This is a genomic window from Georgenia subflava, from assembly GCF_009193155.1.
Taxonomy (GTDB): Bacteria; Actinomycetota; Actinomycetes; order Actinomycetales; family Actinomycetaceae; genus Georgenia; species Georgenia subflava.
Genome location: NZ_VUKD01000001.1, coordinates 980,027 through 996,704, shown reverse-complemented (window position 1 = coordinate 996,704; position 16,678 = coordinate 980,027). Strand labels below are relative to the sequence as shown.

Annotated in this window: 15 protein-coding genes; 12 read left to right on the top strand and 3 right to left on the bottom strand. The window is 73.6% G+C overall.

Annotated elements, in window-relative coordinates; translation table 11 throughout:
• Window positions 1–246: 246 nt before the first annotated feature.
• On the top strand, window positions 247–828 hold the full coding sequence (locus tag GD748_RS04500) for a low molecular weight protein-tyrosine-phosphatase (RefSeq protein WP_152193952.1): 582 nt from the start codon (window positions 247–249) through the stop codon (window positions 826–828).
• Here GD748_RS04500 and GD748_RS04495 read toward each other — a convergent pair.
• Together GD748_RS04495 and GD748_RS04485 are read right to left on the bottom strand one after the other, a co-directional pair.
• Window positions 801–1,373, bottom strand: coding sequence for a phosphoribosyltransferase (locus GD748_RS04495; RefSeq protein ID WP_152193951.1), 573 nt, complete (start codon window positions 1,371–1,373; stop codon window positions 801–803). The genes GD748_RS04500 and GD748_RS04495 overlap by 28 nt on opposite strands.
• A 400-nt stretch (window positions 1,374–1,773) precedes the next feature.
• Window positions 1,774–2,340 (bottom strand): hypothetical protein, encoded by a 567-nt coding sequence (locus GD748_RS04485; RefSeq protein WP_193312808.1) that lies wholly within the window; start codon window positions 2,338–2,340, stop codon window positions 1,774–1,776.
• Window positions 2,341–2,725: 385 nt separating this feature from the next.
• Here GD748_RS04485 and GD748_RS04480 point away from each other — a divergent pair, with 385 nt between their 5' ends.
• From GD748_RS04480 to GD748_RS04455, 6 genes are all read left to right on the top strand, one after another.
• Window positions 2,726–3,832, top strand: coding sequence for a YeiH family protein (locus GD748_RS04480; RefSeq protein ID WP_226920751.1), 1,107 nt, complete (start codon window positions 2,726–2,728; stop codon window positions 3,830–3,832).
• A 167-nt stretch (window positions 3,833–3,999) separates the two neighbouring features.
• A complete protein-coding gene (locus tag GD748_RS04475) occupies window positions 4,000–4,665 on the top strand; it encodes a nucleoside/nucleotide kinase family protein (RefSeq protein ID WP_152193948.1) in 666 nt (221 codons plus the stop codon).
• Between the two features lie 82 nt (window positions 4,666–4,747).
• Window positions 4,748–5,956, top strand: coding sequence for an NAD(P) transhydrogenase subunit alpha (locus tag GD748_RS04470; RefSeq protein WP_152193947.1), 1,209 nt, complete (start codon window positions 4,748–4,750; stop codon window positions 5,954–5,956).
• The gene (locus GD748_RS04465) at window positions 5,953–6,273 is read left to right on the top strand and encodes an NAD(P) transhydrogenase subunit alpha (protein WP_152193946.1); all 321 of its coding nucleotides are present in this window, start codon (window positions 5,953–5,955) and stop codon (window positions 6,271–6,273) included. The genes GD748_RS04470 and GD748_RS04465 overlap by 4 nt, the downstream gene beginning before the upstream one ends.
• The gene (locus GD748_RS04460; protein WP_152193945.1) at window positions 6,270–7,658 is read left to right on the top strand and encodes an NAD(P)(+) transhydrogenase (Re/Si-specific) subunit beta; all 1,389 of its coding nucleotides are present in this window, start codon (window positions 6,270–6,272) and stop codon (window positions 7,656–7,658) included. The genes GD748_RS04465 and GD748_RS04460 overlap by 4 nt, the downstream gene beginning before the upstream one ends.
• Window positions 7,659–7,721: 63 nt before the next feature.
• Window positions 7,722–8,282 (top strand): P-loop NTPase family protein, encoded by a 561-nt coding sequence (locus GD748_RS04455; protein WP_152193944.1) that lies wholly within the window; start codon window positions 7,722–7,724, stop codon window positions 8,280–8,282.
• Window positions 8,283–8,333: 51 nt separating this feature from the next.
• Here GD748_RS04455 and GD748_RS04450 read toward each other — a convergent pair whose 3' ends face one another.
• The gene (locus tag GD748_RS04450) at window positions 8,334–9,704 is read right to left on the bottom strand and encodes an ABC transporter substrate-binding protein (protein WP_152193943.1); all 1,371 of its coding nucleotides are present in this window, start codon (window positions 9,702–9,704) and stop codon (window positions 8,334–8,336) included.
• A 249-nt stretch (window positions 9,705–9,953) separates the two neighbouring features.
• On the opposite strand from GD748_RS04450, the gene GD748_RS04445 reads away from it, so the two are divergent.
• The 5 genes from GD748_RS04445 (at window position 9,954) to GD748_RS04425 (ending at window position 16,670) form a co-directional block, all read left to right on the top strand.
• A complete protein-coding gene (locus GD748_RS04445; RefSeq protein WP_152193942.1) occupies window positions 9,954–12,845 on the top strand; it encodes an FAD-binding and (Fe-S)-binding domain-containing protein in 2,892 nt (963 codons plus the stop codon).
• Window positions 12,846–13,022: 177 nt separating this feature from the next.
• Entirely contained in the window at window positions 13,023–14,378 is a 1,356-nt protein-coding gene (gene purB, locus GD748_RS04440) for an adenylosuccinate lyase (protein ID WP_152193941.1), read from the top strand.
• Between the two features lies 1 nt (window position 14,379).
• A complete protein-coding gene (locus tag GD748_RS04435) occupies window positions 14,380–14,901 on the top strand; it encodes a GNAT family N-acetyltransferase (RefSeq protein ID WP_152193940.1) in 522 nt (173 codons plus the stop codon).
• Window positions 14,902–14,917: 16 nt separating this feature from the next.
• Entirely contained in the window at window positions 14,918–15,751 is an 834-nt protein-coding gene (locus GD748_RS04430) for a transporter substrate-binding domain-containing protein (protein ID WP_152193939.1), read from the top strand.
• Window positions 15,752–15,998: 247 nt separating this feature from the next.
• A complete protein-coding gene (locus GD748_RS04425) occupies window positions 15,999–16,670 on the top strand; it encodes an amino acid ABC transporter permease (protein ID WP_152193938.1) in 672 nt (223 codons plus the stop codon).
• Window positions 16,671–16,678 lie beyond the last annotated feature (8 nt).

The following is a 16,678-nucleotide window of genomic DNA, read 5'->3' as shown; positions in this document are numbered from 1 at the left end:
GTCAGGTGCCGTGGTGGACGATGTCCACGGCCCCGCGGGCTCCGGTGACCACCTGGTTCTCGCCGCCGTCGGCGGGAGGACCTCAGGTCCGTCCGCTTGACGGGCTAGCGGGTAGCCACCTCACGCGTCCGAAGAATATTCACCTCTGGACCACCTCCTTCCTCGTGTACGACCCACGCTAAGTCGGTCCGCCCCGGCCTGTCCACACGTTTCTTTGCCCATGTCCGGCGCTGGCACCATGGGGTCATGCCAGACCTCCCCGCCGACCGTCCCTTCCGCGTGCTCGTCGTGTGCACCGGGAACATCTGCCGCTCGCCCATGGGCGAGATCGTCCTGCGCGAGCGCCTCGCCGACGCCGGCCTGGACGCCGCCGTCGAGGTCGCCTCCGCCGGCATCAGCGACGAGGAGCACGGCAACCCGATCGACCGCCGTGCCCGCGCCGTGCTGACCGAGCACGGCTACCCGATCCACGACCACCGTGCCCACCAGGTCGGGCCGGGCGAGCTCGCCGACTACGACCTCGTGCTGGCCATGACGAACCAGCACGTGCGGGCGCTGCAGCGTCGCGCCGAGATCGACGCCCGCGCCGAGACGGCGTCCGGCGACCCCACAGCGAGCGCCGAGGTGCGGCTCTGGCGCGAGTTCGACGCGACTGCCGAGGCACCCGGTCCGGCCACGGGGGAGTACGACCTCGACGTGCCGGACCCCTGGTACGGCGACCACTCCGGCTTCTACGACACCCTCGAGGTCGTCGAGCGCGGCGCGGAGGGGATCGTCGAGTACCTGCAGGAGCGGCTGGCTCAGACCTCCTCGGTCACCGGCGGCTGAGAGGACCAGGGGAACATGATCCACCGGTCGGTCCGGCGCCAGACGTAGTCGGCGTCGATGATCGACCGCGGCTTGGCGTAGACGACGGCGGAACGCGCGTCCACGGCCAGCGTCTCCTGAGCCACGCCGTCGGCGTCGACGTCCGCAGGCAGGCCCTTGGAGCGGATGAGATCCATGACCAGGGCAAGGGTCTTGCCGGAGTCGGCGACGTCGTCGACCACCAGGACCTTGCGGCCGGGCAGCTCGGAGGTGTCCATCAGCGGCGGCAGCACGACCGGTTCGGGCAGCGTCTCCGCGACGCCGGTGTAGAACTCCACGTTGAGGGTGCCCATCGCCTTGGTCCCGAGCGCGTAGGCGACCGCACCCGCCGGCACCAGGCCGCCACGGGCGACGGCGATGACGAGGTCCGGCATCCACCCCGAGCGGACCACCTGACGAGCCAGCTCGCGGGCGGCCTCGCCGAACTCCGCCCAGCCGAGCATCTCCCGCTCGTCGGACTCACCGGTCAGGGTCGCGCCGTCGTCGAAGGCGGTCTGCTCGCTCATCCGGCAAGACTAGACACACGGCACGCGCCGGACCACGCCGCGGGACTGGCCGCGCCGGTTAGGACCATCCGTGCCGAGCGGCCTGACCAGTACCTCAGCGCCCGGTGCGGCCGGGGCTACCTGTGCCTGTGCCTGTGCCTGTGCCTGTGCCTGTGCCTGTGCCTCGGCCTGGGTCTGTGCTCGCCGAGGTGCCACGGCTGGCCCGTGCCCGACGCCAACTTCACTGCCGATGCGGTCGCTATAGCAACCACATCGGCAGTGAAACTGACCGACCCCCCGTGCCCGACCAGCCGGGGAGGACCAGCCGGGCCCGACCAGCCGGGCGGGACCACCGGCCACGACCAGCCGGGGACGCCCAGCCGGCCACGACCGGCCGGGTCCGACCAGAGCGACGACCGCCTCATCCGCGCAGGGAGACGTGGATGTGGTCGTAGTGGCCGCCCGTGGCGTCCTGCGCGTCGTACACGCCGCCGCCGGTGTACGGCCGCCAGCCCTCGACGGCCCGGTCGTGCGTCCAGATCCGGCCCTGCCAGATCACGTAGCTGACACGCAGGTCCGCGGCGTGCACCCGCAGCCACTCCGCGACGGTCCACCCGAGCGACAGCTCCGCACCCGTCGGGAACTCACCGGTCGCGCCGAAGAAGAAGTCGCAACCCAGGCCGGCGGGGTGGTCCGAGGCCGGGTTCCAGGCGTGCTCGCTCCAGCAGGTGGTGGGCAGCTCTCCGAAACCGCTGCGCAGCTGGTCGATCATCCAGGCGGTCGAGCCGGCGACGCACCCACCGGTGCCGGTCGGGTCGGGCACAACGCAGCCCGTGTCATCGCCGGTCCACGCCGCCGGTGCGGCCGGCAACGCCGCGACCGGCGCCACGTTCATGGTCAGGGCGGGCGCGGCCGGCCGCGACGGCCACATCACCATCGCGGCGACGGACAGCAGGAGCAGGGCGACGGCGGCCCGCATGATCCGCACACGCCGTCGGACCATCCGACGGCGCACGGCCGACGACCCCGACGGCCGCTGCGCTGCCGACCGCCGCCGCGCAGCCGCCGGCCCCCGCCGTGCCGCCGCAGCCGCCGACGGGCGCCGCGGCGCGGACCGTTGCGTCGTCACCCCCACGGCTCTACTCCAGCACGGCGCGATGTCGCCCGCACCGAGCGACCCGCTGGTGGGACGGCGGCCGACTCAGCCGCTGTGTGGCCCGCGGACAACTCACCGGCCGCCGACGGCCCGCGCGCCAGTCGCTCGGCGGGACCGCCAACCCGCCCGCCGCCGACGGACAACTCACCCGCTGCCGGCGGCCAGATCGTGGCACGCGCGAGCCGGCACAGGCGGTCGCGGTGCCATGCTGTCACCCGTGCCTGCCTCCCTCGCCACCTGGCGCCGTCGCGCCCCGGGGCTCCTGCTCGCGACGGCGGTCGCGCTGCTGGCCTACGCGGTCAACCGTGCCGTCCCGGTGGTCTCCGCCCTGCTGGTCGCCATCGCCGTCGGGGTGCTCGTCCGCAACCTGCGGCTCGTGCCGGCCGGCGCCGAGGAGGGGCTCCGCTTCAGCGCCCGCACGGTGCTGCGCCTCGGCGTCGTCCTGCTCGGGCTCCAGCTGTCGGTGCCCGAGGTGGTCGGCCTGGGCTGGGGCGCCGTCGCCGTCATCGCGATCACCGTCACCGGAACCTGGACCCTGACCCTGCTGCTCGGGCGGCTCATGCGCGTGCCCGCGGCCCTGCGCATGCTGCTGGCCACCGGCACCGCCATCTGCGGGGCCTCCGCCGTCGCTGCCATGGCGGCCGTGGTGGACACCCGGGGCACCCCAGGCGCCCGCGCCCCGGCCGAGGCCGACGACGAGGACGTCGAGGACGCCGCGGCGACCGCCGTCGCCGCGGTGACGATCTTCGGCACCCTCTCGATGCTCCTGCTCCCCGGGCTCGCCGGCGCCCTCGACCTGGGCGCGCACGGCACCGGGGTCTTCCTCGGCGCCAGCATCCACGAGGTCGGGCAGGTCGTGGCCGCCGGCGGGCTGGTGGGCGAGGCCGTGCTGGCCACCGCGGTGGTCACCAAGCTGGGCCGGGTGGTGCTGCTGGCCCCGCTGGTCGCCGGCGTCGGCTACGCACGGAGCCGACGTGCCCGCGCCGAGGTCGAGCACCTGGTCGCCGTCGAGTCCGCGAGCGTCGTCACCGGTGCGCCGCACCCTGCCGTCGTCCCGACCTCCCGGCCGCCGATCGTGCCCGGCTTCGTCCTGGGCTTCCTGGTGCTCGTGGCCGTGCGGTCGCTGCTGCCGGTGCCGGCGGTCGTCCAGGACGCCGTCCAGACGGCCTCCACCCTGCTGATCACCGTCGCGATGGTGGCGCTCGGCACCGGGGTGAACGTGCGCACCCTGATCAGCCGCGGCGGACCGGCGCTGCTCCTCGGGCTGCTGGCCACGGTGATCTCGGCCGGCCTCGCGCTCGGCGGGGTGCTGCTGCTGGTGTGACAGCGGGCTCCGCGCCCGGCGACCTTTCGGAGCCGTCGGGCCCGCGGGCGTCCGGATGGTGGTCGCCGATGCCCGGAAATGTCCGCTTCCCCGCCCGATCCGTGAGACGGCCGGACCGTGCGGCCCGTTTCGGCACGGACCACGGGACTCGTACCTACGATCAGGCCATGACGGCGACGGGGGTACGCCAGGAGGTTCTCGGACGGATCGCCCGAGGACTGGCGGAGAGAGCACGTTCCGTCCCGGTGCTCCGGGTCGCCGTCGACGGTCTCGACGGGGCCGGCAAGGCGACCTTCGCCCGTGAGCTCGACGACCTCCTCCGGCCGCTGCTGACCGACGGCGCCGAGGTGCGCCGCTTCACCTCCGACGAGTTCATGGTCCCGTCCCACGTCCGACGCTCCGACGTGGCTGCCGATCCGGCCTGGCTCTACGAGAACGCCTTCGACCTCGCCCGGATCCGCGAGATCACCGAGGGGGATCCCGACGCCGACCCGCCGGGGACCGTGGTGCTCGTGAACGGGATGGGGCTGCAGCGGCCCGAGCTCGTGGACCTGTGGGACCTGACGATCTACCTCTCCGTCCCCGAGGAGGTCTCCCTCACGCGGTACCTGGAGCGCTACCGCGCCGAGGCCGACGGCGTCGTGGACGGGATGTCCGCGGACACGGCCGCGGTGGAGGCGGACATCCAGCTCGTCGCCAGGCTGCTGCGCGAGCGGTACCTGCCCGCCCTGCGCCTCTACCGGGACCGGGTGGACCCGGTCGCGTGCGCCGACGTGCTCATCGACATGCACGACTACCACCGGCCGGTGGCGCTCCGCTGGGGATCGCTGTAGGCGGGGCGTCACCTCCGCGTTCCTCGCGTGCGAGGGGACGAAGTCCCAGAATTCGCCTGCCGACGCGCCTACGCTCGTCTGCGTGATCACCGTCGCAGCGCCGCGAGAACCCGCACCCGAGACCCGGGTGGCCCTGGTCCCCGAGGTGGTGGCAGCGCTGGTGCGGGCCGGGTACCGGGTCCTGGTCGAGGCCGGGGCCGGCGTCGCGGCCCACTACGACGACGACTCCTACCGCGCAGCCGGCGCCGACGTCGTCCCCGCCGTCGACCTCGCCGAGGTGGACGTCCTCGCCCACGTGAGCCCGCTGCCCGCCGCAGCCCTGGCCCGGCTGAGGGAGGGCGCGGTGACGGTCGGCCTCGACGCCCCGCTGGACGACGAGGAGCGGCTCCGTGCCGCGAACGGGCGGCGGGTCACGATGCTCGCCTTCGAACGGCTGCCCCGCACCTCCCGCGCCCAGGCCATGGACGTCCTGTCCTCGCAGGCACTCGCCGCCGGCTACCGCGCCGTGCTCGAGGCGGCCGTGCGCCTGCCCCGCTTCTTCCCCCTGGCGATGACCGCCGCGGGCACCGTGCCGCCGGCCAAGGTCGTCGTGCTCGGCGTCGGGGTGGCGGGGCTGCAGGCCATCGCGACCGCGAGGCGTCTGGGTGCGAAGGTGGCGGCCAACGACATCCGCCCGGACTCCGCCGAGGAGGTCCGCTCGGTCGGCGCCACCTTCATCGACGTGGGCATCGACCCCGCCGCCGGCAGCGGCGCCGGCGGTTACGCCCGCGAGCTCGCCGCGACCGCCGGCGAGCGGCAGCAGGCCGCGCTCGCCCCGCACGTCGCCGACGCGGACGTGCTCATCACCACCGCCGCGGTCCCCGGCCGGCGCGCGCCGCTCCTGGTGACCGGCGACATGGTGGCCGCCATGCGCCCGGGGTCGGTCGTCGTCGACCTCGCCGCCGCGTCCGGCGGCAACGTGGAGGGCTCGACGCCCGGGACGGACGTCACGGTGCCGAGCTCGCGCGGCGGCGGGCCGGTGACGATCGTCGGCCTCGGGTCCGCGCCGTCCGACCTGCCCACCGACTCCTCGCGGCTCTTCGCCAAGAACGTCGCCAACGTCGTCGCGCTGCTGACCGACGCCGACGGCGCCCTGTCCGTGCCGCTCGACGACGACATCGTGGCGGGCATGGCGCTGACCCACGACGGCACCACCCGCGGGGCGGACGGCGCGGCCGTGCCGGCCCCCACCATCGACGACGACGCCGGCGAGGACACCGTCCGCGTCGGCCACGCGGAGGAGTCCCGATGACCGGCCTGACGATCCTGACGCTGTTCGTCCTCGCCGCCTTCGTCGGCGTCGAGGTCATCTCGAAGGTCTCCACGACCCTGCACACCCCGTTGATGTCCGGCGCCAACGCCATCCACGGCATCATCCTGGTCGGCGCGATCGTGGTGACGGCCCACGCCACCTCGCCGGTGCTCCTCGCCCTCGGCGCGCTCGCGACCTTCCTGGCCACCGTCAACCTCGTGGGCGGCTTCGTCGTGACCGACCGGATGCTCGAGATGTTCTCCGGCCGGCCCCGGCGGCGGAGCACGGACGAGCCGGTGGGGAGCGACCACCGATGAACGTCCTGCCCGGCACGGTCGCGGAGCTGCTCTACCTGGTGGCCGCCGTCTGCTTCGTCCTCGCCCTCAAGGGGCTGTCGTCGCCGCGCGGTGCCCGCCGCGGGAACCTGATCGGTGCGGCCGGTGCCACCCTGGCCGTCGCCACGGTGCTGCTGTCCACGGAGTTCGAGGGCGCCAACCTCGCCGTGGTGCTGGGTGCGGTCGGCGTCGGTTCCGTCGTCGCCGTCCCCGCGGCGCGCCGCGTCAAGATGACGGAGATCCCGCAGCTCGTGGCCGTCTTCAACGGTGTGGGCGGCGGCGCGGCGGCTCTGGTGGGCGTCGTCGAGCTGGCCGAGTGGTCCGGCACCGGCGGGCACGTCGCCACCACCGCGACGGCGTTCGCGATCTTCGTGGGGTCGACGTCGCTGCTCGGCTCGCTGCTGACCTTCGGCAAGCTCCAGGGCACCGTCAGCGCCCGCCCCATCGTCGTACCCGGCGCCGGACCGGTGCTCGTCCTCGCGCTCCTGGCCGGGCTCGCCCTCGCCGTCGGCGTCGCGCTGACCGGTCAGGTGTGGCTCGGCGTCGCCCTCCTCGCGCTCGGTCTCGCCTTCGGGGCCCTCCTCGTCCTGCCCGTCGGCGGCGCGGACGTCCCCATCGTCATCTCGCTGCTCAACGCCTTCACCGGACTGGCCGTCGCCGCCTCCGGCTGGGCGATGGGGAGCACGATGCTGCTCGTCGCCGGCACGCTCGTCGGCGCGGCCGGCACCATCCTCACCATCGCCATGGCGACGGCGATGGGCCGCTCCGTCACCGGCATCCTGTTCGGGGCCCTCCGGGGCGGCTCCACCGCCGGCTCCACCCAGGCCTCCGACCGGCCGGTACGCCGCGCGCAGGCCGAGGACGTCGCCATCACCCTCGCCTACGCCTCCCGCGTGGTCGTGGTGCCGGGCTACGGCCTGGCGGTCGCCCAGGCGCAGCACACCGTCGCCGAGCTCGTCACCGCCCTGCGCGCACGGGGCGTGGACGCCGTCTACGGCATCCACCCGGTCGCCGGCCGGATGCCGGGCCACATGAACGTCCTGCTGGCCGAGGCGAACGTGCCCTACGAGCTGCTCGTCGAGGCCGACGACGTCAACGCCGCCATGCCGGCCACCGACGTCGTCGTCGTGGTCGGCGCCAACGACGTGGTCAACCCCGCCGCGCGCACCGACCCCGCCGCCCCGATCTACGGCATGCCGATCATCAACGCCGACGAGGCCGGGCAGACCATCTTCCTCAAGCGCTCCATGCGGCCGGGCTTCGCCGGCATCGAGAACGAGCTGCTCTTCGCCGAGCGCACGCAGGTGCTCTTCGGTGACGCGAAGGAGTCCCTCGCCGCCGTCGTCGGCGCCCTCAAGGAGGTCTGAGCGAGCCCGGCAATTCCCGGCTCGGTCCGAACCGGCGCGCGCCCGCTCCGTTAGGCTCCCGCGGTGCGCACCCTCGGCCCGACGGACCCGCTGCCCATCGTGCCGCGACGGATCGCCGTCGTCGGCACCGCCGGGGTCGGCAAGACCACGCTCGCCGAGCGGCTGGCCACCCGGCTCCAGCTGCCGCACGTCGAGATCGACGGCCTGCACTGGGGGCCCGCCTGGACACCGCGCCCCGACTTCCTGGCCGACGTCGAGGCGTTCGTCCGGACCGAGCGCTGGGTGACCGAGTGGCAGTACACGGCGGCGCGACCGCTCATCGCCGACCGTGCCGAGCTCATGGTCTGGTTGGACCTGCCGGTGCCCGTGCGGATGGTACGGGTGCTGCGCCGCACGGTCCGGCGCCGCCTGCGCCGGGAGTCGTTGTGGGCGGCGGGCAACATCGAGCCGCCGCTGCGCACCGTGCTGCACGACCGCGAGCACATCGTGCGCTGGGCGTGGGACACCCGGCACAAGTTCGACGACCTACCCGCCCGGCTGGCCGCACGCTCCCCCCACGTCGTGCTCGTGCGGCTGCGCAGCCAGGCGGACGTCGATGCCTGGCTCACCGGTCTGCGCACCTGAGCGGACCGACCCACCGGCGGGTGGGCCCGGGCAGCGCCGGGACGAGGACGGCTACTCCCGCAGCGCCTCGTTGCCCGCCTTCTGCGCCTGCTCCAGCGCCTCGGGCACGGGGACGGCGCCGCGGAACATCTCGTGCAGGACCGGGGCGAGCGCGTCGATCGCCGCCTCGACGTCGGGGCCGACCGGCGCCGGGACGACGGGTTCTTGGGCGGCGTCGACGAAAGCCTCCACGTCGACGTCGCGCTCGGCCCAGTACTCCACGAAGGTGCCCTGCGCGTCGACGACGCCGGGGAAGCCCACCCCCTGGCTGGCGAGCGCCGCCTGGCCGTCGGCGGAACCGAGCCACCTCAGCACCTCGACGGTGGCGTCCTCGTGCTCGGTGTGCGCGTTGCCCACGGCGGCGACCCCGTTCACGACGCCGATGCGGCCCTCCGGCCCGGCGACCATCGGGGCGACGCCCCACTCGAGCTGAGCGTCGTCGGAGATCGTGCGCAGGTCGTCGGGGCCGGACAGGAAGAGGCCGAGCCTGCCCTGCAGGAACAGGTCGCGCGCGGGGTCGCCGTCGGCGTCCGGGGCCGCGGCGGACGGGGCGACGCGGTGGACGCGGACGAGGTCGACCAGGTACTGGAAGGCCGCCGCACCCTCGGGTGTGGCGAAGGCGAGCTCGCCGCCCTTCAGGAACCGAGCCCCGTTCTGCGCGAGGAACGGCACGTAGACCGCCTGCGGGTCGCCCTGGGCGTTGATCCCGAACGTCTGGATCGCGCCGGCGTCGAAGCCGTCCGCGCCGGCGTGCACCCCGGCGGCGTCGGTGGTCAGCGCCCGGGCGGCGGCGAGCAGCGTGTCCGCCTCGCCGACCGGCGCGTCGGAGTCCTCGGCCGGCGGTGCCCAGACGAGCTCCGTCGGGTCGACGCCGGCCTCCTCCACGAGGCTCTTGTTGTAGTACAGCGCGACGGACTCCCAGAGCTGCGGCACGCCCCAGAGCGAGCCGTCGCGCGTGAACAGGTCGACCACCGACTCCTCCCACTCGTCGTGCTCGTCGCCGAGGGCGTCGGAGACGTCGATGAGGTCGCCGCTCTCGGCGTAGGGGCCGAAGGTGGAGGTGTTCGTCCAGTAGATGTCCGACATCTCGCCGGCGGAGACGTCCTGCGGCAGGCGCTCCCAGTACTCCGCCCAGGGCACCACCTCGACCTCCACCCGGATGTCGGGGTGCGCGGCGGCGAACGCGTCGAAGGACTCCTCGTAGGCGGGGGCGGCCACCTCGTCCCACAGCCGGAAGGTCACCGTCGTCATGCCCGAGGCGTCCGTGGCCCCCGAGCTCCCTGCCTCCACGTCCTGCGCGCCGGGGGAGCAGGCCGCCAGCGCCAGCGCGACCGCGGCGCCTGCACCTCCGAGGAGCGTGCGACGGCGCGACGCGGATCTCATGAGCCCTCCTCGGGCAGTCGCCCCCCGGCGGACGAAGGGGTGTGGGTACCTGCAACGCTATCGCTGACCACGCCCCCGGTCAGGGGGATGACCGTCTGGCGGAACCGGAACGGGACCTGGATCGTTTGACACGACGCAGGGACGCTCCAGGAGCGGTTCACGGGCGCTCGCACGGCGCTCACCGACCGCCACCCGGGGCGGGCGGTGGCAGAGTGGTGGCGCACGCACCCAGCCAGGAAGGGCCCCTGCATGACCGTCGCCGACGACGCCCCGGCACCTCCCCTCGCGCCGGCGGAGGCCGGCCTCGCCGTGATCGCTCGTGCGGCCGGCAGCGGCAACGTCTCCACCGCCGTCGCCGACCGTGCCCGGCTCGCCCACGACGCGTCGCACTACCTGCTCACCCCGGCGGCCGTGGTGACCGCCACCTCCACCGAGCAGGTCGCCGCCGTGCTGGCCGAGGCCACCCGCACCGGCACCGCGCTGACGTTCCGTGCCGGCGGCACGTCGTTGTCCGGGCAGGGCGTCACCGAAGGTGTGCTCGTGGACGTGCGTCGTCACCTCGCCGAGGTCGAGGTCCTCGACGACGGCGCGCGGGTCCGCTGCCAGCCCGGCGCGGTGCTCCGGCGGGTCAACGCCGCCCTGACCCGGTACGGTCGCCGGCTCGGGCCGGACCCCGCGAGCGAGATCGCCTGCACGATCGGCGGGGTCGTCGCGAACAACTCCTCGGGGATGACGTCGGGCACCTCCGCCACCGCCTACCGCACGCTCGAGTCGATGGTGCTCGTGCTGCCCTCCGGCACGGTGATCGACACCGCCCGCCCGGACGCCGACGCCCTGCTGCGCGGCCTCGAGCCCGAGCTCCACGCCGGGCTGCTGGGGCTGCGCGACCGGGTGCGCTCCGACGCGCGGCTGCGCGCGCGCATCGAGCACCAGTTCTCGATGAAGAACACGATGGGCTACGGCCTCAACGCGCTCCTCGACCACGACTCCGCCGTCGACATCCTCGCGCACCTGGTCATCGGCTCCGAGGGCACCCTGGCCTACGTCGCCGAGGTCACGCTGCGGACCGTGCCCGCGCTGCCGCACGCGGCGACGGCGCTGTGCGTCTTCGACTCCATCGACCGCGCGACCGACGCGATCATCCCGCTCACCGAGGCCGGGGCCGTCGCCGTCGAGCTGCTCGACGCCTCCTCCCTGCGGGTCTCCCAACGGGACCCGAAGTCGCCCGAGACCATGCGGGCCCTGACGGTCCAGGAGCACACCGCGCTGCTGGTGGAGGTCCAGGACGCCACCGCGGACGGCCTGTCCGCGGCCACCGAGCGGATCCGGCCGGTCGTCGCGGGCCTGGACCTGAGCGCCCCGGCCGACCTGACGACCGATCCCACCGCGCGGGCCCGCATGTGGGTCACCCGCAAGGTGCTCTACGCCGCCGTCGCCGGGGCACGCCCGCAGGGCACCACCGCCCTGCTGGAGGACATCGTGGTCCCGCCGCCGGCGCTGCCTCGCGCCGTGAAGGACCTCGGCGTCCTGCTGGAGAGGTACGGCTACGACGACGCTGTCATCTTCGGGCACGCCAAGGACGCCAACCTGCACTTCCAGATCAACCCGCGCCTGGACGTGCGTGCCGAGCTCGACGCCTACGCCGCCTTCACCGAGGACCTGGTGGACCTCATCCTCGGCGCGGACGGCTCGCTCAAGGCCGAGCACGGCACCGGGCGCATCATGGCCCCGTACGTGCGCCGGCAGTACGGCGACGAGCTCTACGACGTGATGCGCGAGGTCAAGCGGCTGTGCGACCCCGCCGGCGTGCTGAGCCCCGGGGTCGTGCTGGACGAGGACCCTCGCGCGCACCTGAAGAACATCAAGACCTTCCCGGCCGCGCACCCGGACGTGGACCGGTGCGTCGAGTGCGGCTACTGCGAGCCGGTGTGCCCGTCGCGCAGCACCACGACCACGCCGCGCCAGCGCATCGTGCTGCTGCGCGAGATGGCCGTCGCCGCCCCCGAGCGGCGGGCCGAGCTCGAGCGCGACTACACCTACTCGGCCGTGCAGACCTGTGCCGCCGACTCGCTGTGCTCTCTCGCGTGCCCGGTGGGGATCGACACCGGCAAGGTGATGAAGGAGCTCCGGGCCGCCGCCAACCCCGCGCCGGTGCGCGCGGCGGGCGACCTCCTCGCGAAGTCGTGGGGGCCCACGACGGCGGCGCTGCGCGGGGCGCTGAGCGTCGCCGACGCCGTCCCGGGACCGGTGCTGCGCGCCACGACCAGGGCGCTGCGCGCCGTCGCCGGCGAGACGCTGCGCGACTGGGTCCCGGAGCTCGGCGACGACCTGCCCGGCCCCGGGGGCTCGCGCGCGGAGGCGGCCGCCGCCTCGGCCGCCGTCGGGCAGACGGCACCGCCGGACCTGGTGTTCTTCCCCGCCTGCATCGGCTCGATCTTCGCCGCCGAGGGCGACGGGCTCGGCGCCGGCGCGGCGTTCCTGCGGCTGTGCGAGCGGGCCGGCCTCGCGGTCGCGGTGCCGCCCGGGATCGACTCGCTGTGCTGCGGCACCGTGTGGGAGTCCAAGGGACTCGTCGACGGCGCCGCGACCATGGCCCGCAACGTCGCCGAGGTCGTGTGGGACCTGACCGACGGCGGCCGGGTGCCGCTGGTGTGCGACGCGTCGAGCTGCACCCACGGTCTGGACGGCATCGGCGGGCGGCTCGAGGGCGAGCTCGCCGAGCGGTGGGCGAGCCTGCAGCTGGTGGACGCGGTCACCTACGCACGCACGCACCTGCTGCCCGCGCTCGACGTCGACCCGGGCCGGCGCCTGGCGACGATGGCGGTGCACCCGACCTGCTCGGCGGTGCACCTCGGCATGGTCGAGGACCTCGTGGAGGTCGCCGCCGCGGTGGCGGAGGACGTGACCGTGCCGGCGACCTGGGGCTGCTGCGGCACCGCCGGCGACCGCGGCATGCTGCACCCCGAGCTCCCGGCGGGCGCGAACGAGGCGGAGGCGGCGGAGCTCGCCGCCGTCGAGCGCGAGCGCGGAGCCTTCGAGGCCTACGCCTCCTGCAACCGCACCTGCGAGATGGGCATGACGTCGGCGACGTCGCGGCCGTACCGACACGTGCTCGAGCTGCTGGAGGAGATCACCCGCTGACGTCGCGGGCCCGGCTCGTCTCAGGTCGCGGGACGTGGCTGGTCCCGGGAATGAAACAGCGCGGCCCGGCCGTTAGCCTCGCTCGAGGCAGGCTGTCGCCCACAGGGCGAGCCGTCGCGTCCGCTTGCTGGACGCAGGTGGTGCCTCCAGTCGCCGGTACCGACAGAGAGGGACCCCATGCCATCGCACGTCGTCGACATGCTCACCATCGGCAACAGCTTCGGCACGCCCGAGATGCGCGCCGTGTGGGACGAGCGGAACCGGCTGCAGAAGCAGCTCGACGTCGAGGGCGCGCTCGCCCGGGCCGAGGCAGCCCTGGGCATCATCCCGGCCGAGGCCGCCGACGCCATCAGCGGCGCGGCCGACGCCGGTCGGCTGGACGTCGAGGCGCTCGCCGCGGAGGGGGCGCGGACCATGCACTCCCTCAACGCCACCGTCAGCGCGCTCCAGCGCGCCGCCGGCGAGCACGGGGAGTGGGTGCACTACGGCGTCACCACGCAGGACGTCGTCGACACCGCCACGGTGCTGCAGGTCCGCGAGGGCCTCGACCTCGTCCAGCGCGACGCACTCGCCGTCGCCCGTGCCCTCAAGGCCCTCGCCGTCGAGCACCGCGACACCCCGATGACCGCCCGCACCCATGCCGTCCAGGCGCTGCCGACCACCTTCGGCTTCAAGGTCGCCGTCTGGCTCGACGAGTTCGTCCGGCACCTCGAACGGCTCGCAGCCGTGCGGGACCGGGTGCTGACCGGGAACGTCAACGGCGCCGTGGGCACCTACTCCGCCTTCGGCGAGACCGGGCCCGAGGTCGAGCGCGCCACCCTCGAGCTCCTGGGCCTGAACGTCCCGAACATCTCCTGGCAGTCGGCCCGGGACCGCATCTCCGAGTACGCCGCCGTGCTCACGCTCGTCTCCGGGAGCCTCGGCAAGATCGCCGGTGAGCTCACCAACCTCATGCGGACCGAGATCGGCGAGACCGAGGAGCCCTTCGCGGCCGGCAAGATCGGCTCGACGACGATGCCCCACAAGCGCAACCCCGCGCTGCTCGAGGGGGTCGCCGCCCTGACGAACCCCATGAAGCACGCGATGGGGCTGACGTTCGACTCGATGAACACGGTGCACGAGCGGGACGCCATCAGCTGGCGCGCCGAGTGGATCTCGCTGCCGGAGCTGCACCTCTACCTCTCGGCCCAGCTGGGCACCATGGCCAGGGTGCTGCCCGGCCTGGTCGTCAACAAGGACGCCATGGCGCGCAACCTGCACCTGCAGGGCGGGCTGCTGCTCTCCGAGAAGGTCATGTTCGAGGTGGGCCGCGTCCTCGGCAAGCAGACGGCGCACCAGGTGGTGTACGACGCCTCCATGACCGCCGTCGAGACCGGCCGGCCGCTGCTCGACGTGCTGCGCGAGGATCCCCGCCTCGACGGCAGGGTCTCCGCCGAGGCCATCGCCGAGTGGCTCGACCCGCTCCAGTACCTCGGCGCCGCCGGGACGACCGTCGACCGCGTCGTCGCCGCGGCCGAGCAGGCAGGCATCTGACTTGTCCGACATCCGCATCGCGACCACCGAGGACCTGCCGGCCTACGCCGAGCTCGTCGCCGGGGCCTACGGCGAGATCCGCGACCTCGGGATCAACTTCGCCGCCGCGAGCGCCGGCCCGGAGCAGGTCGCGGTGCACCTCACCGAGAACGTCGTCTACGTGCTCGAGGACGCGGGGCGGCTCGTGAGCTCGGTCTCGGTGCGGTACCCCTGGGGACCCAACCCCGGGCCGTACGGCCTCCCGCACCTCGGCTGGATCGCCACGGCGCCGGACCGCAAGCGCGAGGGCCACGCCCAGCGCCTCGTCGCGCACGTCGAGGACGAGGTCCTGCGCAAGCGGCTCCACGCCCCTGCGGTGAGCCTGGGCACCGCGGAGCACCACCCCTGGCTCACCGCCATGTACACCCGCCTGGGCTACCGGGAGACCGGGCGCACGGACCTCGGCCGGGGACACATCACCGTCTACCTCACGAAAGTGCTCGACGCAGCAGCGTACGAGCGATTCCAGCAGCAGCACCCATGAGCACGGAGGAACACCCATGAACCGCAAGACCACCGTCGCCGTCGCGGCAGCAGCCCTCGCCACCGTCCTTGCCGCGTGCTCCGGCACCGCGACCGACGACGAGACCACCGCGGCCGCCGGGGGCGAGGAGAGCCGCACCCTGCGTGTGGGGTCCACCGGGCAGAGCTACCCGAACAGCTTCCAGGAGGACGGCGAGCTGATCGGCTTCGACGTCGAGGTCATCGAGACGGCCGCCGCCAACCTCGGCTGGGACGTCGAGTGGACCAACACCGACTTCGCCGGGCTGATGGGCCAGCTCGAGGCCGGCCGGCTCGACACCGTCGCCAACGCCGTCGCGATCACCGAGGAGCGCTCGGAGATCTACGACTTCACCGAGCCCTACGCCTACTACGGCGCCCAGATCGTCACCAACGAGGCCAACGACGACATCAACGAGCTCGAGGACCTCGCCGGCCGCACCGTCGCCGGTGTCCTCGGCTCGAACAACACCGCGCACCTCGAGCGCTGGGCGGAGGAGTCGGGCACGGGGGTCGAGGTGCGCACCTACGAGACCCGCGACGGCGCCACGCAGGACGTGATCAACAACCGCGTCGACGGCTACATCAACTCGCGCCCCGTGCTGCTCGCGGAGATCGAGCGCACCGACGCGCCCCTGAAGATGGTCGGCGACCCCATCGCCTACGAGGGGGTCGGCTTCCCGCTGGCGAAGACCGACGAGGGGGCCGAGCTCCACGCGGCGCTGACCGAGCAGGTCGGCGTGCTGCGCGAGGACGGCACCCTGGCCGAGCTGAGCGAGAAGTACTTCGGCGAGGACATCACGTCCGAGCCGGCCGAGCTCACGGAGCAGTGACCGGCGCGTGGCGCCGTCCGGCCGGGCGGTGCCACGCGGCAGGCCGCCGCGTGCGGCCGGCCGCCGGGCGGCGCCGACGCGCCGCGCGAACGGTGCCACGCCGTCGGTGCCGCGCGGTGGGTGCCAGGCGGTCGAACGGTGCCGCGCGGCCGTAGACGGCATGATCGGACGGGCCGCGAGCCGGGACCGCCCCGGCGGACGCACGACCACGGTCCACCAGAACGCATCGCAGAGGAAGAGGTGAGGGATGGACATCAGCCTGACGTACATGCTCGAGGTCCTGCCGCAGGTCCTGCTGTACCTGCCGATCACCCTCGTCCTCGCGGTGGTGTCCATGGCGTTCGCCCTGGTCATCGCGCTGGTCCTGGCGATCATCAGGTTCACCGAGGTGCCGGTGCTCAACCAGCTCGCGATGGCGTACATCTCGCTGTTCCGCGGCATCCCGACGCTGGTCCAGCTCTTCATCATCTACTACGGGCTGCCGCAGATCTTCCCGGTGATGTCGACCATGGACGCCATGACGGCGGCCATCATCGGCTTCAGCCTGAAGGAGGCGTCCTACCTCGCCGAGATCTTCCGCGCCGCGCTGACGTCGGTCGACCAGGGCCAGTACGAGGCGGGCCTCGCCGTCGGCATGACGAAGTCCCAGATCTACCGGCGGCTGATCCTCCCGCAGGCCGCGTACAACGCGCTGCCGGCGACCGGCAACATCTTCATCTCCCTCATCAAGGAGACGTCGCTCGCCTTCACGCTCGGCCTGACCGAGATGTTCGCGGAGGCGAAGATCATCGCCTCCTCCACGTTCCGCTTCTTCGAGACCTACCTTGTGGTGGGCCTGATCTACTGGGCTCTGGTGGTGGTCTACTCCTGGCTGCAGCAGCGGCTGGAGACCTTCCTCGGCCGGGCCTACCGGAGGTGAGTGCCTTG